Source organism: Pseudomonas sp. PsB (assembly GCF_043658375.1).
Lineage (GTDB): Bacteria > Pseudomonadota > Gammaproteobacteria > Pseudomonadales > Pseudomonadaceae > Aquipseudomonas > Aquipseudomonas putida_Z.
In genome coordinates this window covers 93,957-115,633 of sequence record NZ_JBIGLU010000005.1, presented here as the reverse complement: position 1 = coordinate 115,633, position 21,677 = coordinate 93,957, and the positions used below count along the sequence as shown (strand labels likewise).

The 21,677-nt window shown below is 62.3% G+C and carries 24 protein-coding genes and 1 tRNA gene; 7 read left to right on the top strand and 18 right to left on the bottom strand.

Annotated elements, in window-relative coordinates:
* Nucleotides 1-15: 15 nt before the first annotated feature.
* From hscB to trmJ, 7 genes are all read right to left on the bottom strand, one after another.
* Complete coding sequence (gene hscB / locus ACGLHT_RS09600; protein ID WP_015269012.1) at nt 16-537, bottom strand: co-chaperone HscB; 522 nt, start codon at nt 535-537, stop codon at nt 16-18.
* Between the two features lie 8 nt (nt 538-545).
* Complete coding sequence (iscA, locus tag ACGLHT_RS09595) at nt 546-869, bottom strand: iron-sulfur cluster assembly protein IscA (protein WP_003257854.1); 324 nt, start codon at nt 867-869, stop codon at nt 546-548.
* Nucleotides 870-897: 28 nt separating this feature from the next.
* The gene (iscU, locus tag ACGLHT_RS09590) at nt 898-1,284 is read right to left on the bottom strand and encodes a Fe-S cluster assembly scaffold IscU (RefSeq protein ID WP_003248539.1); all 387 of its coding nucleotides are present in this window, start codon (nt 1,282-1,284) and stop codon (nt 898-900) included.
* Between the two features lie 46 nt (nt 1,285-1,330).
* Nucleotides 1,331-2,545: an IscS subfamily cysteine desulfurase gene (locus tag ACGLHT_RS09585; protein ID WP_013971017.1), complete on the bottom strand. Its 1,215-nt coding sequence runs from the start codon at nt 2,543-2,545 to the stop codon at nt 1,331-1,333.
* Between the two features lie 46 nt (nt 2,546-2,591).
* Entirely contained in the window at nt 2,592-3,083 is a 492-nt protein-coding gene (gene iscR, locus ACGLHT_RS09580; RefSeq protein WP_008092572.1) for a Fe-S cluster assembly transcriptional regulator IscR, read from the bottom strand.
* Nucleotides 3,084-3,262: 179 nt separating this feature from the next.
* Nucleotides 3,263-4,048, bottom strand: coding sequence for a serine O-acetyltransferase (gene cysE / locus ACGLHT_RS09575; protein ID WP_025337771.1), 786 nt, complete (start codon nt 4,046-4,048; stop codon nt 3,263-3,265).
* A gap of 3 nt (nt 4,049-4,051) precedes the next feature.
* Nucleotides 4,052-4,807 (bottom strand): tRNA (cytosine(32)/uridine(32)-2'-O)-methyltransferase TrmJ, encoded by a 756-nt coding sequence (trmJ, locus tag ACGLHT_RS09570; RefSeq protein ID WP_274078547.1) that lies wholly within the window; start codon nt 4,805-4,807, stop codon nt 4,052-4,054.
* Between the two features lie 151 nt (nt 4,808-4,958).
* Between trmJ and suhB the strand changes: the two genes are divergently transcribed.
* Nucleotides 4,959-5,777, top strand: a complete 819-nt coding sequence (gene suhB / locus ACGLHT_RS09565; protein ID WP_274078546.1) for an inositol-phosphate phosphatase — start codon at nt 4,959-4,961, stop codon at nt 5,775-5,777.
* A gap of 186 nt (nt 5,778-5,963) precedes the next feature.
* Here suhB and ACGLHT_RS09560 read toward each other — a convergent pair whose 3' ends face one another.
* From ACGLHT_RS09560 to queA, 6 genes are all read right to left on the bottom strand, one after another.
* On the bottom strand, nt 5,964-6,506 hold the full coding sequence (locus ACGLHT_RS09560) for a glycine zipper 2TM domain-containing protein (protein WP_013971012.1): 543 nt from the start codon (nt 6,504-6,506) through the stop codon (nt 5,964-5,966).
* 119 nt (nt 6,507-6,625) lie between these two features.
* Complete coding sequence (gene secF, locus ACGLHT_RS09555; protein ID WP_025337768.1) at nt 6,626-7,534, bottom strand: protein translocase subunit SecF; 909 nt, start codon at nt 7,532-7,534, stop codon at nt 6,626-6,628.
* Between the two features lie 10 nt (nt 7,535-7,544).
* On the bottom strand, nt 7,545-9,407 hold the full coding sequence (secD, locus tag ACGLHT_RS09550; protein WP_025337767.1) for a protein translocase subunit SecD: 1,863 nt from the start codon (nt 9,405-9,407) through the stop codon (nt 7,545-7,547).
* A gap of 63 nt (nt 9,408-9,470) precedes the next feature.
* On the bottom strand, nt 9,471-9,806 hold the full coding sequence (gene yajC / locus ACGLHT_RS09545; protein WP_003259111.1) for a preprotein translocase subunit YajC: 336 nt from the start codon (nt 9,804-9,806) through the stop codon (nt 9,471-9,473).
* Between the two features lie 42 nt (nt 9,807-9,848).
* Nucleotides 9,849-10,964: a tRNA guanosine(34) transglycosylase Tgt gene (tgt, locus tag ACGLHT_RS09540; RefSeq protein ID WP_013971009.1), complete on the bottom strand. Its 1,116-nt coding sequence runs from the start codon at nt 10,962-10,964 to the stop codon at nt 9,849-9,851.
* Between the two features lie 14 nt (nt 10,965-10,978).
* The gene (queA, locus tag ACGLHT_RS09535) at nt 10,979-12,028 is read right to left on the bottom strand and encodes a tRNA preQ1(34) S-adenosylmethionine ribosyltransferase-isomerase QueA (protein ID WP_137163025.1); all 1,050 of its coding nucleotides are present in this window, start codon (nt 12,026-12,028) and stop codon (nt 10,979-10,981) included.
* Between the two features lie 107 nt (nt 12,029-12,135).
* Here queA and ACGLHT_RS09530 point away from each other — a divergent pair.
* The 3 genes from ACGLHT_RS09530 to ACGLHT_RS09520 all read left to right on the top strand — a co-directional run bounded on the left by ACGLHT_RS09530 (nt 12,136) and on the right by ACGLHT_RS09520 (nt 14,091).
* Nucleotides 12,136-12,220, top strand: a tRNA-Leu gene (locus ACGLHT_RS09530).
* Between the two features lie 424 nt (nt 12,221-12,644).
* Nucleotides 12,645-13,202: a type IV toxin-antitoxin system AbiEi family antitoxin gene (gene abiEi, locus ACGLHT_RS09525; RefSeq protein WP_075046883.1), complete on the top strand. Its 558-nt coding sequence runs from the start codon at nt 12,645-12,647 to the stop codon at nt 13,200-13,202.
* On the top strand, nt 13,189-14,091 hold the full coding sequence (locus ACGLHT_RS09520) for a nucleotidyl transferase AbiEii/AbiGii toxin family protein (protein WP_274119727.1): 903 nt from the start codon (nt 13,189-13,191) through the stop codon (nt 14,089-14,091). The genes abiEi and ACGLHT_RS09520 overlap by 14 nt, the downstream gene beginning before the upstream one ends.
* A 310-nt stretch (nt 14,092-14,401) precedes the next feature.
* Here ACGLHT_RS09520 and ACGLHT_RS09515 read toward each other — a convergent pair whose 3' ends face one another.
* Nucleotides 14,402-15,307 (bottom strand): LysR family transcriptional regulator, encoded by a 906-nt coding sequence (locus ACGLHT_RS09515; RefSeq protein WP_013971007.1) that lies wholly within the window; start codon nt 15,305-15,307, stop codon nt 14,402-14,404.
* Nucleotides 15,308-15,414: 107 nt separating this feature from the next.
* Between ACGLHT_RS09515 and ACGLHT_RS09510 the strand changes: the two genes are divergently transcribed.
* Together ACGLHT_RS09510 and ACGLHT_RS09505 are read left to right on the top strand one after the other, a co-directional pair.
* Nucleotides 15,415-16,686 (top strand): D-amino acid dehydrogenase, encoded by a 1,272-nt coding sequence (locus tag ACGLHT_RS09510; RefSeq protein WP_274119728.1) that lies wholly within the window; start codon nt 15,415-15,417, stop codon nt 16,684-16,686.
* A gap of 27 nt (nt 16,687-16,713) precedes the next feature.
* Nucleotides 16,714-17,616 (top strand): transporter substrate-binding domain-containing protein, encoded by a 903-nt coding sequence (locus tag ACGLHT_RS09505; protein WP_274119729.1) that lies wholly within the window; start codon nt 16,714-16,716, stop codon nt 17,614-17,616.
* A 153-nt stretch (nt 17,617-17,769) separates the two neighbouring features.
* Here ACGLHT_RS09505 and ACGLHT_RS09500 read toward each other — a convergent pair whose 3' ends face one another.
* Nucleotides 17,770-18,066, bottom strand: coding sequence for an addiction module antidote protein (locus ACGLHT_RS09500; RefSeq protein ID WP_039613839.1), 297 nt, complete (start codon nt 18,064-18,066; stop codon nt 17,770-17,772).
* A 191-nt stretch (nt 18,067-18,257) separates the two neighbouring features.
* On the opposite strand from ACGLHT_RS09500, the gene ACGLHT_RS09495 reads away from it, so the two are divergent.
* A complete protein-coding gene (locus ACGLHT_RS09495) occupies nt 18,258-19,151 on the top strand; it encodes a bestrophin family protein (protein WP_274078543.1) in 894 nt (297 codons plus the stop codon).
* Between the two features lie 139 nt (nt 19,152-19,290).
* Here the strand turns inward: ACGLHT_RS09495 and phnE are convergent, their stop codons facing one another.
* From phnE to ACGLHT_RS09480, 3 genes are read right to left on the bottom strand one after another with little or no spacing between them, the layout of a single operon-like run.
* Nucleotides 19,291-20,058: a phosphonate ABC transporter, permease protein PhnE gene (gene phnE, locus ACGLHT_RS09490; protein WP_015269003.1), complete on the bottom strand. Its 768-nt coding sequence runs from the start codon at nt 20,056-20,058 to the stop codon at nt 19,291-19,293.
* Nucleotides 20,055-20,882 (bottom strand): ABC transporter permease, encoded by an 828-nt coding sequence (locus tag ACGLHT_RS09485; protein WP_274119730.1) that lies wholly within the window; start codon nt 20,880-20,882, stop codon nt 20,055-20,057. The genes phnE and ACGLHT_RS09485 overlap by 4 nt, the downstream gene beginning before the upstream one ends.
* Nucleotides 20,876-21,670, bottom strand: coding sequence for a phosphonate ABC transporter ATP-binding protein (locus tag ACGLHT_RS09480; protein WP_025337757.1), 795 nt, complete (start codon nt 21,668-21,670; stop codon nt 20,876-20,878). Before ACGLHT_RS09480 ends, ACGLHT_RS09485 begins: the two co-directional genes overlap by 7 nt.
* Nucleotides 21,671-21,677: the final 7 nt, after the last annotated feature.

Here is a 21,677-nt window from a genome sequence, read left to right as displayed (position 1 = left end):
ACGGGCAGCACCGGGTTAATCGTCGAGGCGCTCTTCCAGTTGGCGCACTTCTTGGGCGAGCTTGTCGAGGAACTGCATGCGGCGCATCAGGCGTTCGGCCTTGTCGCGCTCGCCTGGGGCGTCCCAGCAGGCGGCAAAGTCCTCGTTCAGTGTGTCCTGGGCGACCTTCAGGCGCTTCTTGAACACGGCCACGCCATCGAGGTCGGCTTCGTCCTGCAGTTCTTCGAGCTCTTCACGCCACTGCATCTGCTGCAACAGGAAGTCAGGGTCGTGGACCGTGACCTCCTGAGGCACTTCGTGGCCGCCGATGGCCAGCAGGTAGCGGGCGCGACGCGGCGCACTGCGCAGTGTCTGGTAGGCGTCGTTGAGGGCCGCGGACTTTTCCAGCGCCACGCGCTGCTCGCGCTCGGAGGCGTCGGCAAAGCGGTCGGGATGGACTTCGCGGGCCAGCTCACGATAGCGAGTGGCCAGCTTGTCGAGATCCAGGCGGAAGCTTGGCTGGAGGTCAAACAATGCGAAATGACAAGGAGTACCCACAGCCAGCCTCAAACGTTGAAGCTTTCGCCGCAGCCACACTCACCGCGCACGTTGGGGTTGTTGAACTTGAAGCCTTCGTTCAACCCTTCCTTGACGAAGTCCAGTTCGGTGCCATCGAGGTAGACCAGGCTCTTGGGATCGATGATCACCTTGACGCCATGGTTCTCGAACACCTGGTCTTCGTCCGCCAGCTCGTCGACGAACTCCAGCACGTAGGCCAGGCCCGAGCAACCGGTGGTGCGCACGCCCAGGCGAATGCCTTCGCCCTTGCCGCGCCCTTCCAGGGAACGCCGCACGTGGTTGGCGGCGGCTTCTGTCATGCTGATAGCCATCAGGACTCCTTACCTCGCAACAGGCGACTTAGATCAAGCCTTTCTTCTGCTTGTAATCGCGTACGGCTGCCTTGATGGCATCTTCGGCGAGTACCGAGCAGTGGATCTTGACCGGCGGCAACGCCAGTTCTTCGGCCAGCTGGGTGTTCTTGATGGTCTCGGCTTCGTCCAGGGTCTTGCCCTTCATCCACTCGGTGGCGAGGGAGCTGGAAGCGATGGCCGAACCGCAGCCGTAGGTCTTGAACTTGGCGTCTTCGATCACGCCCTGCTCGTTGACCTTGATCTGCAGGCGCATCACGTCACCGCAGGCCGGCGCGCCGACCATGCCGGTACCGACGTCCGGGTCTTCGGCGTTCATCTTGCCGACGTTGCGCGGGTTTTCGTAGTGGTCGATGACCTTTTCACTGTATGCCATGGTGCAATTCCTTCCTCATCAGGGAGCCGCTCTTGCCGGCGACTGCTTAGTGGGCGGCCCACTCGATCTTGGAGATGTCAACGCCGTCTTTGTACATGTCCCACAGCGGCGACAGCTCACGCAGTTTGTTCACGGCCTCGCAGACTTTCTGCGCGGCGTAGTCGACTTCTTCTTCGGTGGTGAAGCGGCCGAAGGAGAAGCGGATCGAGCTGTGCGCCAGCTCGTCGTTGCGGCCCAGGGCGCGCAATACGTAGGACGGCTCGAGCGACGCGGAGGTGCAGGCCGAACCGGACGATACGGCGATGTCCTTCAGCGACATCAGCAGCGATTCGCCTTCGACGTAGTTGAAGCTCAGGTTCAGGTTGTGTGGTACGCGGGCAGTCTTGCTGCCGTTGACGTACAGCTCTTCGAGGTCCGAGACCTGCTTGAAGAAGCGGTCGCTCAGGGCCTTGATGCGTACGTTTTCCGCGGCCATTTCCTGCTTGGCGATGGCGAAGGCCTCGCCCATGCCGACGATCTGGTGGGTCGGCAGGGTGCCCGAACGCATGCCGCGCTCATGGCCACCGCCGTGAATGATGGCTTCCAGGCGTACACGCGGCTTGCGGCTGACGTACAGCGCGCCGATGCCTTTCGGGCCGTAGACCTTGTGCGCCGAGAACGACATCAGGTCGACCTTCAGCTTCTGCAGGTCGATTTCGACCTTGCCGGCCGACTGCGCGGCGTCAACGTGGAACAGCACGCCGCGCGAGCGGGTCAGTTCACCGATGGCGGCGATATCGTTGATCGAGCCGACTTCGTTGTTCACGTGCATCAGCGAAACCAGGATGGTGTCGTCGCGCAGCGCCGCCTCGACCATGGCCGGGGTGACGATGCCGTCTTCGCCTGGCTCGAGGTAGGTGACTTCGAAACCTTCACGCTCCAGCTGGCGAGCGGTGTCCAGGACCGCCTTGTGCTCGATCTTGGAGGTGATGATGTGCTTGCCCTTGGTCTGATAGAAGTGCGCGACGCCCTTGAGTGCGAGGTTGTCGGACTCGGTGGCACCGCTGGTCCAGACGATTTCGCGCGGATCGGCGTTGATCAGTTCGGCAACCTGGCGACGACCGTTCTCGACCGCTTCCTCGGCTTTCCAGCCAAAGACGTGGGAGCGCGAAGCCGGGTTACCGAAGTTCCCGTCGACCAGCAGGCAGTCGGCCATCTTCTGGGCCACGCGTGGGTCGACCGGGGTGGTCGCGGAGTAATCGAGGTAGATCGGCAACTTCATTTGTCTCTCCTATCAGGCGGTGGCGTCGCTCGTCGTCCCGGTGGGATCAATCGACGGCGGACGTCTCAATCTTGTCCAGCTGGGCGGTTCGGCCTGCGACACGACGCAGGTCCTGGCGCTGGGCGACTTCCTGCACCTCGCGGCGCATGACAAGGTCGGCCAGGCTTATACCGCTGAGGAATTCATGGATCTGCTGACTGAGGTCGCACCACAGGTGGTGGGTCAGGCAGGTGTCACCGGCATGGCAGTCCCCGAGGCCCTGGCAACGGGTGGCATCGACCGATTCGTTGACCGCATCGATGACCTGGGCCACCTGGATGGTTTCCATGCCCCGCGACAGCTGGTAGCCACCGCCTGGACCACGCACGCTGGAGACCAGACTGCTGCGGCGCAGCTTGGCGAACAGCTGTTCCAGATAAGAGAGGGAAATGCCCTGGCGCTCGGAAATGTCGGCCAAAGACACCGGCCCATGCTGCGCGTGCAACGCCAGGTCGAGCATGGCGGTCACGGCGTATCGGCCTTTGGTAGTCAGTCGCATGGCTATTGGGTACCACGGGAGTTACAGGATGTGAGCGAGTATGCGATTCCCGAGCATTTAAGTCAACTATTAGACCTAGTGCTTTAGTCGGGTTTGCATCGGGGAGGCGGGCGCGATTGTAGCAGACAGGGGGCGTGAGCACACGCCCCGTATGTCACCATGATTTCAGCGCGGCGCAATCAATGCGACTGAGTGTCGCGCTGAGCCACCTGGGCGACTTCCGTGAAGTCATCTTCCGGCAGGGCCGGCAGTTCCTTGGCGCAGTAATCGCTGCCCATCTTGGTCAGGGCGCCGCACATGCCCTCCAGCCGCTCGTCGACTGCCTGCAGGTGGTCGAGCATCTGGCCGATGGCACGGGCCACCGGGTCGGGCATGTCGCCACTGACACCATAGGCATCGAAGCCGATCTTCTCGGCCATGGCCTTGCGCTTGGCCTCGACCTCATTGTCTTCGCTCTTGACGATGATGCGCCCAGGGATGCCGACCGCGGTGGCGCCGGGCGGCACTGCCTTGGTCACCACCGCATTGGAACCGATCTTGGCCCCGGCACCGACGGTGAACGGGCCCAGCACCTTGGCCCCCGCCCCTACCACCACGCCGTTTTCCAGGGTGGGGTGGCGCTTGCCCTTGTTCCAGCTGGTGCCGCCCAGGGTCACGCCCTGGTAAAGGGTGACATCGTCGCCGATCTCGGCGGTTTCGCCGATGACGATGCCCATGCCGTGGTCGATGAAGAAGCGCCGGCCGATGGTGGCGCCGGGGTGGATCTCGATGCCGGTCAGCCAGCGACCGAAGTTCGATACCAGGCGGGCCAGCCACTTGAAATCACGCTTCCACAAGGCATTGCCCAGGCGGTGCAGCCAGATGGCGTGCATGCCCGGGTAGCAGGTCAGCACCTCGAAGGCGTTACGCGCAGCCGGGTCACGGTGGAATACGCTTTGAATATCTTCACGCAGGCGTTCGAACATCTGTCAGTCCTTCCGTTTATGCGGCTCGCCCCGGACCACTTTCTGGGTCTCGGTGAGGATGCCGCGCAAAATGCTCATTTCCGAACGTTCGACCGCCACCCGCCCATACAGCCGGCGCAGGCGCGGCATCAGGTGCTTGGGCTTTTCGGGGTCGAGAAAGCCGATACCGACCAGGGTCTTTTCCAGGTGGTCGTAGAACAGCTCCATTTCGTCCATGGTCGCCAGCTCGCTGGCGTCAACCTTCTCGACCTTGCCCGGCGCTGCACCGGCGGCCAGCCAGGCCATGCGCACCTCGTAGGAGAGCACCTGGACAGCGGCGGCCAGGTTCAGCGAGCTGAAGTCGGGGTTGGAGGGAATGTGCACGTGGAAGTGACATCGCTGCAGTTCTTCGTTGGTCAGGCCGGCGTGTTCACGCCCGAACACCAGGGCGATTTCCTCGCCACCGTTGGCATGCCCCACCGCCTTGGCCCCGCACTCGCGCGGGCCGATCAGCGGCCAGGGGATGCTCCGCTCGCGGGCGCTGGTGCCCATCACCAGGTTGCAGCCGACCAGCGCCTGCTCGAGGCTGTCGACCACCTGGGCGTTGTCCAGCACATCGTCGGCACCCGAGGCTCGGGCGCTGGCATCCACGGCGGGGAACTCTTTCGGCTGCACCAGCACCAGACGCGACAAGCCCATGTTTTTCATGGCACGTGCAGCGCCGCCGATGTTGCCGGGGTGGCTGGTATTGACCAGAACAACACGAATATTTTGCAGCAAGGTGTTGTGCTCACAGATGCAGGAATCAGGGCCTTCGATCTTACAGAACCGACAGACGTAACGCCATGAAAGCAAATGTGACACTTCTGCCGCCAAAGTTTTCTGCTAGAATGATCGGCTTTCTTCTTTAACATCTCCAGGTGACCCGCCCATGCAGCCTATGCTGAATATCGCCCTGCGCGCCGCTCGCAGCGCCAGTGAACTGATTTTCCGCTCCATCGAACGCCTGGATAGCATCAAGATCGATGAGAAAGAGGCCAAGGACTACGTCTCCGAAGTCGATCGCGCCGCCGAGCAGAGCATCGTCAACGCCCTGCGCAAGGCCTACCCGAACCACTCCATCCAGGGCGAGGAAACCGGCCTGCACGCGGGTAGCGGCGAAGAAGGCAAGGATTACCTGTGGATCATCGACCCGCTGGATGGCACCACCAACTTCCTGCGTGGCATCCCGCACTTCGCGGTCAGCATCGCCTGCAAATACCGTGGCCGCCTTGAGCACGCCGTGATCGTCGACCCGGTTCGCCAGGAAGAATTCACCGCCAGCCGTGGCCGTGGCGCCCAGCTCAACGGTCGCCGCCTGCGTGTCAGCTCGCGCACCAGCCTGGAAGGCGCCCTGCTGGGTACCGGCTTCCCGTTCCGTGACAGCCAGATGGCTGACCTGGACAACTACCTGGGCATGTTCCGCGCCCTGACTGGCCAGACCGCCGGCATCCGCCGCGCCGGCTCCGCCAGCCTGGACCTGGCCTACGTGGCCGCCGGCCGTTTCGACGCCTTCTGGGAGTCGGGCCTGTCCGAATGGGACATGGCGGCCGGCGTGCTGCTGATCCAGGAAGCGGGCGGCCTGGTGAGCGATTTCAACGGTGGCCACGACTTCCTCGACAAGGGCCATATCGTTGCGGGCAACATCAAGTGCTTCAAGGCCGTGCTGACTGCTATCCAGCCGCACCTGCCAGAGAACATGAAGCGCTAAGCGCGGATTGCCGGCAAACAAAAAAGCACCCCTCGGGTGCTTTTTTTATGCCTGTGGCTTTGCATTATCTGTGCAGGCCTCTTCGCGGGCTTGCCCGCTCCCACAGAAATGACACCAGCCTCGAGGGCAGCGCTATACCTGTGGGAGCGGGCAAGCCCGCGAAGAGGCCGGCTCAGGCAACACAAATCACTGCCCGGCTTCGCTCAGGATCAGCTTGCCATTCTTGTCCAGCGGAATGGTCGACCCGGGCTCGTGATCCATCTTCACCTGCCCCACCTTGTCGCCAATGGTGTACTTCACGTTGTAGCCCACCACTTTCTCACTGATGTCGTTGACCGTATTGCAGCGGGTTTGCGTGGTGGTGTAGGTGTCACGCTCCTGCATGCCTTCCTGCACCTTGTTACCGGCATAACCACCACCGACCGCACCGGCCACGGTGGCGATCTTCTTGCCGCTACCACCACCAATCTGGTTACCCAGCAGGCCACCGGCAATGGCGCCCACCACGGTACCTGCGATCTGGTGTTGGTCCTTGACCGGCGCCTGCCGCGTCACGGCGACGTCCTTGCAGACTTCACGGGGGGTTTTTACCTGTTGTTTGATCGGTTGCACGTCGGTGACCTGCGCATACTCAGGCCCCTTGTTGACCAAGCTGTAGGTCGCGACAGCACCTCCGGCAGTCACACCGACAGCACCCAGTACCGCACCCACAAGCATTGATTTGTTCACATGAACCTCCTGATCATAACCCGCGGGTCCGACCCGCCTTCTCCCAGCCTTGGAGTAAAAAAAAAGGCGCGAGTTCAACACTCGCGCCTTTTTGGCCGCCAAACGGCGTGGAGCACGCCTTACGGACGGTCGTCCACACCGTCGGTCTTGGCCGGCGGGATCAGGTCTTCACTGCTCAGGTTCAGCCAGATCAGTACCACGTTGGCGATATAGATCGACGAATAGGTACCGGCCATAACGCCGATGAACAGGGCCAGCGAGAAGCCGAACAGGTTGTCGCCACCGAAGAACAGCAGCGCGGCAATGGCCAGCAAGGTCGAAACCGAGGTGGCGATGGTCCGCAGCAGGGTCTGGGTAGTGGAAACGTTGATGTTCTCGATCAGCGAGGCCTTGCGCATGACGCGGAAGTTCTCGCGCACCCGGTCGAACACGACGATGGTGTCGTTCAGCGAGTAGCCGATGATCGCCAGTACCGCCGCCAGCACCGTCAGGTCGAAGGTGATCTGGAAGAACGACAGGATACCCAGGGTCACCACCACGTCGTGGATCAGCGAGACGATCGCGCCCACGGCGAACTTCCACTGGAAGCGGAAGGCCAGGTAGATAAGGATGCCGCCCAGTGCCAGGAGCATGCCCATGCCACCCTGGTCGCGCAGCTCCTCACCCACCTGCGGACCTACGAACTCGACACGCTTGACCTTGGCCGGGTTGTCGCCACCGGCCTTCTGCAGGGCTTCAGCAACCTTGTTGCCCAGCTGTGGGTCATCACCCGGCATGCGCACCAGCAGGTCGGTGGTGGCGCCGAAGCTCTGCACCACCGCCTCGTGGAAGCCGGAATTGACCAGCTCGGCACGCACCGCCTTGAGGTCGGCCGGGCGCTCGTAGGTCAGCTCGATCAGCGTACCGCCGGTGAAGTCCAGGCCGAAGTTCAGGCCCTTCTGCCACCAGCTGAACAGCGCCAGCACGGTGAGGAGCACGGTAATGGCGAACGCGACATTGCGCACGCCCATGAAGTTGATGGTTTTCATCGCAGCTCCCTCAAACCCACAGCTTCTTGATGTCACGCCCGCCGCAGGTCAGGTTGACCATTGCACGGGTCACCATGACGGCGGTGAACATCGAGGTGAAAATCCCGAGGGACATGGTGACCGCAAAGCCCTTGACCGGGCCGGTACCCATGGCGAACAGGATGCCGCCGACCAGCAGGCTGGTCAGGTTGGCGTCGATGATCGCGGTGTAGGCGCGGTTGAAGCCTTCATGAATGGCGCGCTGCACCGACATGCCGGCGTTCAGCTCTTCGCGGATACGCGAGAAGATCAGCACGTTGGCGTCCACCGCCATACCCATGGTCAACACGATACCGGCAATACCCGGCAGGGTCAGGGTGGCGCCCAGCAGCGACATCAGCGCCAGCAGCAGGACCATGTTGCCCGCCAGGGCAATGGTGGCGATCACACCGAAGGCGCGGTAGATGGCGATGATGAACAGCGAGACGAACAGCATGCCCCACAGCGATGCATCGATGCCCTTGGTGATGTTGTCGGCACCCAGGCTTGGGCCGATGGTACGTTCTTCAGCGAAGTACATCGGCGCAGCCAGGCCACCGGCACGCAGCAGCAGGGCCAGTTCGGACGATTCGCCCTGGCCGTTCAGGCCGGTGATGCGGAACTGGCTGCCCAGCGGCGATTGGATGGTCGCCAGGCTGATGATCTTCTTCTCTTCCTGGAAGCTCTGTACGGCAACGTCCTTCTCGACGCCGTCGACGGTCTGCTTGACGTAGCGGGTGACCGGCTTCTGCTCGATGAAGATCACCGCCATGCTGCGGCCGACGTTGCTGCGGGTAGCGCGGGTCATCAGCTCGCCACCGTGGCCATCCAGACGGATGTTCACCTGCGGGCGACCTTGCTCGTCGAAGCTGGCCTGGGCGTCGGTTACCTGGTCACCGGTGATGATCAGGCCGCGCTCGACCGCGGCGGAACGGCCGCCCTCACGGAACTCGAACACCTCGGTAGTGGCCTTGGACGCGCCCGGCTCGGCGCCGAAGCGGAACTCCAGGTTGGCGGTTTTACCCAGGATTCGCTTGGCTTCGGCAGTGTCCTGCACGCCTGGCAGCTCGACCACGATGCGGTTGGCGCCCTGGCGCTGCACCAGCGGCTCGGCCACGCCCAGCTCGTTGACCCGGTTGCGGACGGTGGTGAGGTTCTGCTTGATCGAGTATTCGCGGATCTCGGCGACTTTCGCCTGGGTCAGCGCCAGACGCAGCACGGCGAGCTCGTTGCGCTCGGTGGTGGTCAGGTCGAAGTCATTGAAATTCTTGCGGATCAGGGCACGAGCCTGTTCGCGGGTGGCATCGTCAGCGAAGCCCAGCATGATGCCGCCATCCTGCTGAGGCAGGCTGCGGTAGCGGACGCGCTCTTTGCGCAGCAAGGTCTTGACCTCGCCTTCGTAGACTTTCATGCGGGCGTTCATGGCCTTGTCCATGTCCACTTCCAGCAGGAAGTGCACACCACCGGACAGGTCCAGGCCCAGCTTCATCGGGCTTGCGCCCAGGTTGCGCAACCATTGCGGGGTAGTCTGGGCCAGGTTCAGGGCCACGACGTAATCATCGCCCAGTGCCTTGCGCACTACATCCTTGGCTGGCAGCTGGTCTTCCTGATTGGTCAGGCGGATCAGCCCGCTGCCCTTCTCACCCAGGCTAGCGCCCTTGACGGCGATCTTGGCATCGCCCAGCGCCTTGCTGACGCGGTCGAGGTCGGCCTGGTTCACCTGCAGCGCCGAGCTGGCACCACTGATCTGTACCGCCGGATCATCCGGGTAGAGGTTGGGAGCGGAATAAATGAAACCGACCACCAGTACCAGCACGATCAGTGCATATTTCCACAGAGGGTATTTGTTCAGCATCACGCCGCCCGTTCAAGACGCGGGGCGCGTTGCGCGCCCCGACTGGAAAGAAAAACCGGTAACTCAGATAGCCTTGAGCGTACCTTTTGGCAGGGTGGCCGCGATGGCACCCTTCTGGAACTTCAGCTCGACGTTGTCGGAAACTTCCAGTACCACGAAATCATCGGAAACCTTGACGATCTTGCCGGCGATGCCGCCGTTGGTGACAACTTCGTCACCCTTCTGCAAGTTGCTCAGCAGGTTCTTCTGCTCTTTTGCACGCTTGGCCTGCGGGCGCCAGATCATCAGGTAGAAGATGACCAGGAAACCGACCAGGAAAATCCACTCGAAGCCGGTACCGGCTGGGCCGGCGGCGGGTGCTGCGGCGTCCGCGTATGCGGCGGGGATCAAGAAGCTCATTGGGCACTCCTAATGTAATTTTCTAATAATGGATGCGGACAGTCAGTCCAAAGGCGGCACAGGAAGCCCGCGCTTGGCGTAGAAGGCGTCGACAAAGGCGGCCAATTTACCCTGTTGAATAGCCTCGCGTAAACCGGCCATCAAGCGCTGGTAATGGCGCAAGTTGTGGATGGTATTCAGCATGCTGCTCAGCATTTCGCCGCACTTGTCCAGGTGATGGAGATAGGCGCGGGAGAAGTTGGTGCAGGTGTAGCAGTCACAGGTCGGATCCAGCGGCGAATCATCGTGGCGATGGAACGCATTGCGGATCTTGATCACCCCTGTATCGACGAACAGATGACCGTTGCGCGCGTTACGCGTCGGCATCACGCAGTCGAACATGTCGACGCCGCGGCGCACACCCTCAACGAGATCTTCCGGTTTGCCTACCCCCATAAGGTAACGAGGTTTGTCAGCAGGCATCTGGCCCGGCAGGTAATCCAGCACCTTGATCATTTCGTGCTTGGGCTCGCCCACCGACAGGCCACCAATGGCCAGGCCGTCGAAGCCGATGTTTTCCAGGCCTTCCAGCGAGCGCATGCGCAGGTCCTGGTACATGCCGCCCTGGACGATACCGAACAGCGCCGCGGTGTTGTCGGCGTGGGCGTTCTTCGAGCGCTGGGCCCAGCGCAGCGACAGCTCCATGGACGCGCGCGCCACATCGTGCTCGGCCGGGTACGGGGTGCACTCGTCGAAGATCATCACCACGTCCGAGCCCAGGTCACGCTGCACCTGCATCGACTCTTCCGGGCCCATGAACACCTTGGCGCCATCGACTGGCGAGGCGAAGGTCACGCCCTCTTCCTTGATCTTGCGCATGGCGCCCAGGCTGAACACCTGGAAGCCACCGGAGTCGGTGAGGATCGGGCCTTTCCACTGCATGAAGTCGTGCAGGCCGTTGTGCTTCTTGATCACCTCGGTGCCCGGGCGCAGCCACAGGTGGAAGGTGTTGCCCAGGATCATCTCGGCGCCGATGGCCTCGATGTCGCGCGGCAGCATGCCCTTGACCGTGCCATAGGTGCCCACCGGCATGAACGCCGGCGTTTCCACGGTGCCGCGTGGGAAGGTGATGCGGCCACGACGGGCCTTGCCGTCGGTGGCCAGCAGTTCGAAGGACATTCGACAGGTGCGACTCATGCTTGATCCTCGGGCCCGCGTGGCGCCGGATTGCGGGTGATGAACATGGCATCACCGTAACTGAAGAAGCGGTACCCCTGCTCGACCGCCGCCGCGTAGGCGGCCATGGTCTCGGGGTAGCCGGCGAAGGCCGAGACCAGCATCAGCAGCGTGGACTCCGGCAGGTGGAAATTGGTGACCAGCGCGTCGACCACATGGAACGGCCGGCCCGGGTAGATGAAGATGTCGGTGTCGCCGCTGAAGGCCTTGAGCACGCCATCGCGCGCGGCGCTCTCCAGCGAACGCACGCTGGTGGTGCCGACCGCGACCACTCGGCCACCACGGGCGCGACAGGCCTCGATGGCATCGACCACATCCTGGCCCACTTCGAGCCACTCTTTATGCATGTGGTGGTCTTCGATCTTGTCGACCCGCACCGGCTGGAAGGTGCCCGCGCCCACGTGCAAGGTGACGAAAGCCCGCTCGACGCCCTTGGCGGCGATCTTTTCCAGCAGCGCCTCGTCGAAGTGCAGGCCTGCGGTGGGCGCGGCGACCGCACCGGCACGTTCGGCGTACACCGTCTGGTAGCGCTCACGGTCAGCACCCTCGTCCGGGCGGTCGATGTAGGGCGGCAGCGGCATGTGGCCGACGCGGTCGAGCAGTGGCAGTACCTCTTCGGTGAAGCGCAGCTCGAACAGCGTGTCATGGCGCGCGACCATTTCGGCCTCGCCGCCGCCATCGATGAGGATGACCGCGCCTACCTTGGGCGCCTTGCTGGCGCGCACATGGGCCAGCACACGATGGCTGTCGAGCACGCGCTCGACCAGCACTTCCAGCTTGCCGCCGGAAGCTTTCTGGCCGAACAACCGCGCCGGGATCACCCGGGTGTTGTTGAACACCATCAGGTCTCCGGGGCGCAGATACTCGAGCAGATCGGGGAATTGCCGGTGCGCCAGCGCGCCGGTTGGCCCATCGAGCACCAGCAGACGGCTGCCATGGCGCTCGGCCAACGGGTGGCGGGCGATCAGGGAATCGGGGAGTTCGAAGGAAAAATCGGCGACGCGCATGATGATGTTCGGTTCGGCAGGGCCGGGAAGTTTAGCCCAATGTGTGAAAATTGACCATGAAAGCCGATTGACCGACCAGCGGTGGCTCTCTATACTGCGCGCCACATGCCCTGATGGCGGAATTGGTAGACGCGGCGGATTCAAAATCCGTTTTCGAAAGGAGTGGGAGTTCGAGTCTCCCTCGGGGCACCAAGATCCGGAAAAAACCGACCTTATGGTCGGTTTTTTTGTGCCTGCGATTTCTTCAAGCGACGCCACTCCCTGTAGGAGCGGCCTTGTGTCGCGAAGGACCGCACAGCGGCCCCAAGGTTCTGACAGTCACCTCAATTCCGCAGCAAATCTTTAAGATTTCCCCTCCTCCCCGTAGTCCATTTCCCAAACATACTCCCTGCCCCTTCCAAGCCATTGCGGTGCTCTGGATCGCATCCTAGTCTCGGCCTGTCGTTGCCATTTCAAGGACCGGCTTTGACAGGCGATCCAGTAACCCCCCATCACTAGAGCGCAGATCAGTAAAGACTCAACAGAAAGTTTCACAATGTGCAACTTTCTGTGCATCGAACAATTTATGGTTCTACACTTTATTTCAATAACCGTGACTTTTTGTAGAACCACCACCATGCGCGATCTCCAACCCTTACGTCGCCTCCATAGGGGCCTGCAGCAGCTAGCTACTGCGCAACGCTACCTGTTCACCCCCGCCGATATGCGGGCCCTGCTACCAGACCTCTCCGACAGTGCCTACCGCACCGTACTGAGCCGTGCCGCCAACGACAGCACCTTGATCCGACTCTGCCGTGGCCTTTACCTCTACACCCCGGCCAAACCCAACCAAGGGCTGGTCCTGTACCACGCTGCCGCACGCCTGCGAGCGAACAACCTGAACTACATCAGCCTGGAGTCCGCCCTCAGCGACGCCGGCGTGATCTCGCAGGTCCCCCTGAATTGGCTAACCCTCATGTCATCCGGACGCACTCAGACCATACGTTGCGGAACATTCGGCACACTTGAGTTCATCCACACCAGGCGCAAGGCCACCGACCTTCAGGGCCAGGTTGACTATGACGAGCGCTGCCGGCTGTGGCGCGCCAAGCCTGCCCTTGCCCTCGCAGACATGAAACGCGCCAAGCGCAGCCTGGACCTGATTGATTGGGAAATAGCCAATGAACTTGTTTGACCAACTCGTCCAGCAGGCCCTCACCAACACGCCCGACCTGGCCCCGTTGCAGGTGGTCGTGGAAAAGGAACTGCTGCATCACGACATCATGCGGATCCTGAGCGAAACAGGTCTGTTGCAGGACCTCTGCTTCATTGGGGGAACATGTTTGCGGACTTGCTACGGCTCCCGACGGCTCAGTGAAGACCTCGACTTTACGGGCGGTGCGGATTTCAAACGGGAGGATTTTGCTGCGCTGAAGGAGAACCTCATTGCAAGCCTGAACGACAAGTACGGACTACAGGTGGATGTAAGCGAACCTACGCGGGAGGAAGGCAATGTGGACACATGGAAGCTACGCGTGCAAACACGTCCCGAGGCACGAAGCCTGCCAGCGCAGAAAATCCATATAGATATCTGTGCAATCCCTTCCTACCAGCCTAAGCCGATGACCTTGTTAAACCCTTATGGGGTCGACATGGGAACCGAAGGATTGATCGTCAACGCGCAAAGTCTTGAGGAAATCTTCGTTGATAAGTTGCTGGCATTTACGCTGCGACGGGGCCGTATCAAGAATCGAGATCTTTGGGATATCGCCTGGCTCAGGCAGCGGACGGTGACGCCCGCTTATGAACTTGCCGAAAGAAAGCTTGGTGATCATGCGACCACTGTTGAAGTATTCCTTCAGCAGGGTGAGGAGCGGGTGGCCAGTTTGGGACAGGAGCAAACACAGCGAGATTTTCAGAAAGAGATGCGCAGGTTTCTGCCGCTGCAGGTTGTAACGCAGACTGTCGATAATCGGGCGTTCTGGGAGTACGTCGTACAGACGGTAAGGGACCATTTCAGCGAGTTGCGGACGCATCTCAGCCACAAAGGTCGCGATGGAGGCGACTTGACATTCCTGATGTGAATTTTCTGGAGATTCATATTCAGGGGCTGTGTTCAATGGCTCTCTCCCCCTTTGCACTTTATTGAGATGAAAAGCGGGCCGCCGAGAGGGGGTAAGCGATCCTAGGCACTCGTTTTGATTTTGGTTTTCCTTGACGAGACGCAACGAGGCGGACCAGGATTCCTCTACCCATGCCAGGTTTGAACAGTGGAGGTTCAGAGTGCAAGGTGTCAGCGTCGAGATACCAAGAGAAACGGTGGTTCGGCGTTATATGTCGCTGAACATATTTCAGAAAAACCGACCTTATGGTCGGTTTTTTTTGCCCGTCCGGTCAGCGCCAGCGATCCAGCTGCCCCTGGGCACGGCTGCTGAAAATCGTCAGCAGCTCGCTCAATGTATGCGGTGACGGTTCGGCAGTGCGGGTCACCGCATACAAGGTAATCGGCAGCGCCGGGGCCAGCGGCCTGATCGCGGTCGCCCCAGGCGCCGCGCCAAGTGCGGTGAAGGGATCGATCACCGCCAGCCCAGCACCGGATTCGACCATCGCCCTGGCCAGTGAATAGGTTTGCACCGCGATGCTCACCCGTGGCGGCGGCTCCACCGCCTTGAGGTAGCTTTCGAGGCGCACCGACAGCGGGTCGGCGCTGGACAGCCCGATCATGGGCGCGCCGGCCAGTGCCGCCAACGGCAGCGGCTTGCCTTCATCTTCCAGCGGCCAATAACCTGCCGGCGCCAATGCCACCAAAACCCCGCTGGCCAGCGCCTGCGCCTTGAGCGCTGGGTGATCTGGCTGTTGCAGGGTCAGGGCGACATCGATCTCCCGCATCAACAGGTTCTGCACCAGTTCGCGACTGTGGGCGCTGGACAGCTCGCAGGCGATATCCGGATAACGCTGGGTCCATTCATGAATGGCCGGCGGCAGCAGCGACAGGGCCAGTGCCGGGGTCGCACCGATCCGCAGGCTGTGGCCCGGCGCGCGACGCAGGCTTTGCGCCAGGCGTCGCACCCCTTGCAGGCTCTCCGTGACCTTGTCGACCTCACGCTCCAGCTCCAGCGCTTCGGGCGTGGGCTGCAGCTTGCCGCGCACCCGCAGGAACAACGGGAAGCCCAGTTGCTGCTCGGCGTGCTGCAGCACCTTGGTCACGGCAGGTTGGGAAACGTGCAGCAACTGTGCGGCACCGCTGACCGAGCCGGTCTGGCGGATGGCCTGGAAAATCTCGATATGGCGAAGGCGCATGGCAAGTCCATAACCTTTGTTTATGGCTCAGCGATCTTTATTCATTTTTCGCCACGTGTCACCTGGCCCTAACCTCAGCCTCGTTCCAACCACGACCAAGGACTGACATGGCTCAGCATGTATGCATCATCGGCGGTGGCGTCATTGGCCTGTCAACCGCTTACGCACTGGTACGCGACGGCTTTGATGTGACGCTGATCGAGGCTCGCGATTCGTTGGGCAGTGAAACCAGCTTCGCCAACGGCGGCCAGCTGTCCTACCGCTACGTGGCGCCCCTGGCCGACGCAGGTGTGCCATTGCAGGCCCTTGGCTGGATGCTGCGCGGTGAATCGCCGCTGCGATTGCGCCCGCGCTTCGATCGTGCGCAGTGGCGCTGGATGGCAGCATTCCTGGGTGCTTGCCGCTCCTCGGTCAACCGCGCCAACGCCGGCCATCTGCTGCGCCTCGCACTGCTGAGCCAGTCGACCTTGCAAGCCTGGCGTGAGGAGGACGGCCTGGGTGGTTTCAACTGGCGACGCAACGGCAAGCTGGTCACCTTCCGCAAGGCCAGCAGCTTCGAGCATGCGCGCAAGAACCTTGCCGCACCCCAGCAACAACAGGTGCTGTCGCACGCCGACTGTGCCCGTCTGGACCCAGCGCTGGCGGAGGCGCCCTTTGTCGGTGCCATCTATACCCCGGATGAAGAAGTCGGCGATTGCCACAGCTTTTGCCAGCAACTGGCGGCGCGCTTGCAGGCGTCGGGACGCTGCAAGTTCCGCCTGGGCCAGGCGGTGTCCGGAATTCGCCATGCGCATGGCGTAGTGAATGCGATTGAACTGGACGACGAAGTGCTGCCGGTGGAGCACCTGGTGGTTGCGGCCGGCCATCGCAGTGCGTTGCTGGCACTGCCGGGCATCGACCTGCCGCTGTATCCGCTGAAGGGTTATAGCCTGACAGTACCGATTGGCGCCCAGCACCGGGCGCCGGACCTAAGCATCACCGACTACGACCGCAAGATCGTCTACGCCCGGATCGGTGAACAGTTGCGTGTGGCGGCGATGGTCGACATTGTCGGTTTCGATCCGTCGCTGGACCCCAAGCGCCTGGCCTTGCTCAAGCGCCAGGCCCGCGAGACTTTCGCCAACGCCGGTAATTATGACTACGCCATCGAATGGGCCGGTATGCGTCCGGCCACGCCTAGCGGCGTGCCGCTGCTGGGCGCAACGGCGTATCGCAACCTGTGGCTGAACCTCGGCCATGGTGCGCTGGGCTTTACCCTGGCCTGCGCCAGCGCACGTCTGCTGAGTGAACTGATCGGCCAGCGCCGCCCCTCCATCGACCTGCAGGGTTTCACCGCCCGTGCGGCTGGTGGAAATAACCGTACTGCAGCATGTCTCTGACCCCCTCACCTACAACGGAGAATAACAATGCGAAAAATCACGTTGATCGGCTGCACCCTTGGCCTGTTGCTAGGCACCCAGGCCCATGCTGACGAAGCAGCGCTGGGGCCTACCCTGAGCAAGATTGCCAGAGCCAACAGCATTACCTTGGGCTATCGCGATGCTTCAGTACCGTTCTCCTATGTGGGCGACCATTCGGGGCAACCCATGGGCTACTCGGTAGACCTGGCGAACGAGATCGTCGAGCGGGTACAGCAGAAGCTGGCATTGCCCCAGCTCAAGGTGAAGTACAACCTGGTGACATCGCAAACCCGCATTCCGCTGGTACAGAACGGTACCGTTGACCTGGAGTGCGGCTCGACCGGCGTCACCGCAGAGCGCCAGAAACAGGTGGCGTTTTCCTATGGGTTCATCTATGTCAAAGGCCAGTTGCTGACGGCCAAAGACAGCGGGATCAAGAGTTTCGCCGACCTGCGCGGCAAGAACGTGGTAACCACCGCCGGCACCACCAACGAACGCTATCTGAAAAGCTACAACGTCGATAACAAGATGGACATGTACGTGATCAGCGCCAAGGACCACGGTGAAGCCTTCCAGATGTTGCAGTCCGGCCGTGCGGCGGCGTTCTACATGGACGATGCGCTGCTCTACGGAGAACGCGCCAAAGCCCGTGATCCGCACAACTGGGTGGTGGTCGGGGAAGAGCAGTCGCGGGAAATCTACAGCTGCATGGTGCGCAAGGATGACCCGCAGTTCCTCGCGCTGGTGAACGCATCGCTGGGCGAACTGTACAAATCAGGGGAAATCAACGGGATCTACAAGCGCTGGTTCGAACAGCCGATTCCGCCCAAAGGCTTAAACCTGGAGTTCCCGATGACCAGCGAACTCAAGGCCATCTTTGCCAAGCCGGTGAGTGACCCGGTGGAGTAGCATCCAGACGACCAGCCCCTCTGGCTCACGGCCTCGCCAAGTACTGGAGGCAATGGCCTCGGCCGGTCCGACCGCGCCCCGTTGCCAGCGCAGGAATGACCTGCCATGAAGCTGACCAACCGCCCCGTTCAGCCCTCCGAAATCCCTGTTCTGCTAGCGGGGAACTACATGGGGCTGAACGAGGAGGTCGACACCCAAGGCACGAATGACTTTCAGCACAGTGTCAAAGCGTGGTTTTGCGCCTGGACTGAGTGCCTTGTACAGACTTTCCCTTCCCAACCCACTCTCGGTGGCGATCTGCGTCATTCCCCGTGCGCGAGCGATATGGCCAAGTGCCCGAATTATTTCCTCGGTATCGCCATCTGCGAGGACCTGACTAAGGTACTCAGTGATGGCCTCATCACTACTCAACAAGGCCGCCATATCAAACGGGATCAACTTTTCGCTCATTTCACACCCATTCAAGTGTTGAAGCGGCCCACTCTGTCGCCTTACCCCTTATATGGGAACTCAGGCATTTCCCATAGCGGGGTCAGACTTTTCTCTTCACGGTCATAAAAAACCTGCAACATTCAACACCCGAACCTTCGCCGCGCCTCGACGTCCGATCCTGCATCACCCGCGTTTCGAGGTACCCCCGCGTGAAAGACATCATCACCCGCAAGTACCGCCTGGTCGTGAAGACCGTCGGCTACATCGGCTGGTCGTTGTTCTGGCTGCTGATCTGGGATGTGCTGGTCACCATCGATTTCATGCTGTTCTTCAACAGCAAGTTCACCCTGCCACTGATCCCGTTGACCTTGCTGGGCTCGGCGCTGGTGGTGCTGGTGAGCTTTCGCAACAGCAGCGCCTACAACCGCTGGTGGGAGGCGCGCACATTGTGGGGGGCGTTGGTGAACAGTTCACGCAGCTTCGCGCGGCAGGCGCTGACCCTGATCGATGACCCGGATGATGGCCTGAACCCGATCAAGGCTACCCTGCTGCGCCGGCATATCGCCTATGTGAACTGCCTGGCGGCACACTTGAAGGGCGAGCGCTGCCCGGATGAACTGATGGCGTTCATCCCGCCTGCGGAATTCGAGCGGCGCAACCGTTCGAACAATTTCGCCAACGACATTCTGAGCGGTTCTGCTGCGTTGCTGGCGCGGGAATACCAGGCCGGGCGACTGGACAGCATTCGCCTGGCAAGGCTGGAGTCGACGCTGGTGGACCTGTCCAATGCCCAAGGTGGCATGGAACGGATAGCCAATACGCCGCTGCCCTACCCTTACGTGTACTTTCCGCGGCTGTTCATCACCCTGTTCTGCCTGATCGTACCGGTGGGGCTGGTGGAATCGCTGGGCTGGTTCACGCCGCTGGCTTCGACGGTGGTGGGCTTCATGCTGCTGGCCATCGAGCGGATCGGGACGGATTTGCAGAGCCCGTTCAGACTCAGTGAACACCAGATCCAGATGGACAGCATTTGCGAGACGATCGAGCGGAACCTGGAGTCGATGCAGCGGGAGGCGCAGTGTGCCGGAGTTGTGGGTGCCTGAGGGATTTTGGGGCTGCTTCGCAGCCCATCGCGACACAAGGCCGCTCCTACAAGGGACCGCGCAAGCATCAAAGGCGGCGCTTTGCCTGTAGGAGCGGCCTTGTGTCGCGATAGGGCCGCAACGCGGCCCCGGCTATCGATCAGGCCCGCACATAGCGCTGGCGCAACACATCACTCAACGCGTCCACCAGTAACACCAGCACCAGCATCCCCATGATCACCGTGCTGGCCTGGGCCTCCTGGAACAAGCTCAAGGTGGTGTACAGCATCTGCCCCAACCCACCCGCACCGACAAACCCCAGCACGCTGGCCATGCGGATATTGTTCTCCCACCGATACAGGCTATAAGCCAGCAACTGCGGCCACAGATTGGGCAAGGTGCCAAAGCAGAATGCCGCCACCTGGCTGCCGCCCTGCAAGCGGATGGCCGCCGCCGGCTCCGGCGGTGCGTTCTCCAGCGCCTCGGCAAACAGCCGCCCCAGCACGCCAGCGGTGTGCAGCGCCAACGCCAGGGTACCGGCATTCGGCCCAAGCCCGGCCGCCAGCACCGTCAGCGCGGCCCACACCAGTTCCGGGATGGCCCGCAGGGCATTCAGCAACAACCGCGCACAGGCCTGCAGCGGCCAACCGAACCGGCCAGCGGCCGGCAGCGCCAACAGCATGCCCAGCAGCATGGCCAACAAGGTGCCCAGGCCGGACATGGCCAAGGTTTCCAGCGCCCCGTGCGCAACCGCGCGCAGGTGCCCGGCAGACAGGTCCGGGTGCAGGAAACGCCCGGCATATTCGCCCATCTGCCCCAGCCCGCCGTTGCCGACCAGCGCCTGCAAGTCCAGCTCCAGGTATGCGAACGAGGCCATCACCGCAGCCACGATGGCGCCTAGCACCAGCCAATTGATGACCCGGTTCATGCCAGCCTCCAACGCAGGAAGCGGCTGAGCAGGTCGGCCAGCATCACCAGGACCAGGAACGTCAGCAGCATGCTTGCCACTTCCGCTCCAGCGAACATGCGCATCGACAGGTCGATCTGCTGCCCCAGCCCACCAGCACCGACAAAGCCCATCACCACCGAGGCACGTACAGCGCACTCCCAGCGGTACACGGTGTAGGACACCACTTCGGACACTGCACTGGGCAGGATGCCGTAGAAAAACGCAGCCAGGCGGCCACTACCCGCCTGCAGCAAGGCATGCGCCGGGCGCTGGTCGACCGACTCGAAGATCTCGGCATAGACCTTGCCGAGCATGCCACTGTAGGTAATGGCAATGGCCAGTACGCCCGCCGTCGGCCCCAGCCCCACGGCCCGCACGAACAGCAACGCCCAGACGATTTCCGGCACACTGCGCAGGAAAATCAGCAACCAGCGCACCGGCAGGCGCAGCAACCGCGACCATAACCCGGCGCGACCGCCACGGGAGGCTGCGCGTAGCGACAGGGCACGGCTGGCCAGCAACCCGGCAGGGACCGCCAGCAGTAACGCCAACGCCATGCCGGCCGTGGCCACGGCCAGGGTCTGCAGGGTGGCTTCATACAGCAGCGAAAGGAAGTCGGCATCGTGTGCCGGTGGCCAGAAGGCACTGGTGAAACTGGCGATCTGCTGGCGGTTCTCTGCCTGCAGCAGCACCCCGGGGTTCAGTTCGCTCAACCGGATGCCAGGCCATAGCACCGCCACCGCCAGCAGGGTCAGCAGCAACCGCGGCAACAGCGCCGGGTCGCGGGCATCAAGCGTCAGCATCGCGGAATCTGCACGGTCAGGGTCGGCCCCTGGCTTGGCGGTGAAGCCAGTTGTTCGTTGGCGTACAGCGCATCCAGCAACTGCTCGGTCACCGCTTGCGCCGGGCAGTCGAACGCCACCTGCCCTTCGCGGATACCAATCACCCGCGGGAAGTGCGCCAGCGCCAGATCCACGGCATGCAGGCTCGCCACCAGGGTCACGCCATTGGCCTGGGCGTGGCGGTTGAGCAAGGCCAGGCTGTGGTCGGCCAGCACCGGGTCCATGGCCGACACCGGCTCGTCAGTCAGCAACACCTGCGGCCGCTGGTACAGCGCCCGGGCAATACCCACCCGCTGCAACTGGCCACCGGACAATTGCCCGCACTGCACGAACAGTTTGTCGGCCAGGCCCAGCTCGGCCAGGGCTTGGCGCGCCCCCGGCACATCACTGGGGTACAGCAGGTTGAGCAGGCCGCGCAGCACACTCCACTGCCCCAGGCGGCCGGCCAGCACCGCCGTCACCACCCGCTGGCGCGGTGGCAAGGGCGGTGCCTGGTGCACCAGGCCTACCCGCGCACGCAGGCGCTGGCGGGCCCTGGCGGACAGCGCCCAGGGCTGTTCGCCGAGCAGCTCCAGGCGCCCGCTGCTGGGCTGGACGGCGGTCGCCATCAGGTGCAGCAAGCTGGACTTGCCCGCGCCCGAAGGCCCGATGATGGCGACGCGCTCGCCCTGGCCGATGCTCAGGCTCACGGCATCAAGCGCACGCACCTGGCCATGGCGCAGCCCGGCCCCGTGCAGATGAATAGCCACGTTGGAA

What these genes read in the sequence shown, in the direction of transcription:
- secD (WP_025337767.1), bottom strand. Translation starts at nt 9,407, where the DNA reads ATGCTGAACAAATACCCTCTGTGGAAATATGCACTGATCGTGCTGGTA.
- ACGLHT_RS09485 (WP_274119730.1), bottom strand. Translation starts at nt 20,882, where the DNA reads ATGCTGACGCTTGATGCCCGCGACCCGGCGCTGTTGCCGCGGTTGCTG.
- abiEi (WP_075046883.1), top strand. Translation starts at nt 12,645, where the DNA reads ATGCGCGATCTCCAACCCTTACGTCGCCTCCATAGGGGCCTGCAGCAG.
- iscU (WP_003248539.1), bottom strand. Translation starts at nt 1,284, where the DNA reads ATGGCATACAGTGAAAAGGTCATCGACCACTACGAAAACCCGCGCAAC.
- suhB (WP_274078546.1), top strand. Translation starts at nt 4,959, where the DNA reads ATGCAGCCTATGCTGAATATCGCCCTGCGCGCCGCTCGCAGCGCCAGT.
- tgt (WP_013971009.1), bottom strand. Translation starts at nt 10,964, where the DNA reads ATGTCCTTCGAACTGCTGGCCACCGACGGCAAGGCCCGTCGTGGCCGC.
- ACGLHT_RS09505 (WP_274119729.1), top strand. Translation starts at nt 16,714, where the DNA reads ATGCGAAAAATCACGTTGATCGGCTGCACCCTTGGCCTGTTGCTAGGC.
- yajC (WP_003259111.1), bottom strand. Translation starts at nt 9,806, where the DNA reads ATGAGCTTCTTGATCCCCGCCGCATACGCGGACGCCGCAGCACCCGCC.
- ACGLHT_RS09520 (WP_274119727.1), top strand. Translation starts at nt 13,189, where the DNA reads ATGAACTTGTTTGACCAACTCGTCCAGCAGGCCCTCACCAACACGCCC.
- phnE (WP_015269003.1), bottom strand. Translation starts at nt 20,058, where the DNA reads ATGAACCGGGTCATCAATTGGCTGGTGCTAGGCGCCATCGTGGCTGCG.
- ACGLHT_RS09515 (WP_013971007.1), bottom strand. Translation starts at nt 15,307, where the DNA reads ATGCGCCTTCGCCATATCGAGATTTTCCAGGCCATCCGCCAGACCGGC.
- queA (WP_137163025.1), bottom strand. Translation starts at nt 12,028, where the DNA reads ATGCGCGTCGCCGATTTTTCCTTCGAACTCCCCGATTCCCTGATCGCC.
- ACGLHT_RS09510 (WP_274119728.1), top strand. Translation starts at nt 15,415, where the DNA reads ATGGCTCAGCATGTATGCATCATCGGCGGTGGCGTCATTGGCCTGTCA.
- ACGLHT_RS09500 (WP_039613839.1), bottom strand. Translation starts at nt 18,066, where the DNA reads ATGAGCGAAAAGTTGATCCCGTTTGATATGGCGGCCTTGTTGAGTAGT.
- secF (WP_025337768.1), bottom strand. Translation starts at nt 7,534, where the DNA reads ATGAAAACCATCAACTTCATGGGCGTGCGCAATGTCGCGTTCGCCATT.
- ACGLHT_RS09585 (WP_013971017.1), bottom strand. Translation starts at nt 2,545, where the DNA reads ATGAAGTTGCCGATCTACCTCGATTACTCCGCGACCACCCCGGTCGAC.
- iscR (WP_008092572.1), bottom strand. Translation starts at nt 3,083, where the DNA reads ATGCGACTGACTACCAAAGGCCGATACGCCGTGACCGCCATGCTCGAC.
- iscA (WP_003257854.1), bottom strand. Translation starts at nt 869, where the DNA reads ATGGCTATCAGCATGACAGAAGCCGCCGCCAACCACGTGCGGCGTTCC.
- cysE (WP_025337771.1), bottom strand. Translation starts at nt 4,048, where the DNA reads ATGTTCGAACGCCTGCGTGAAGATATTCAAAGCGTATTCCACCGTGAC.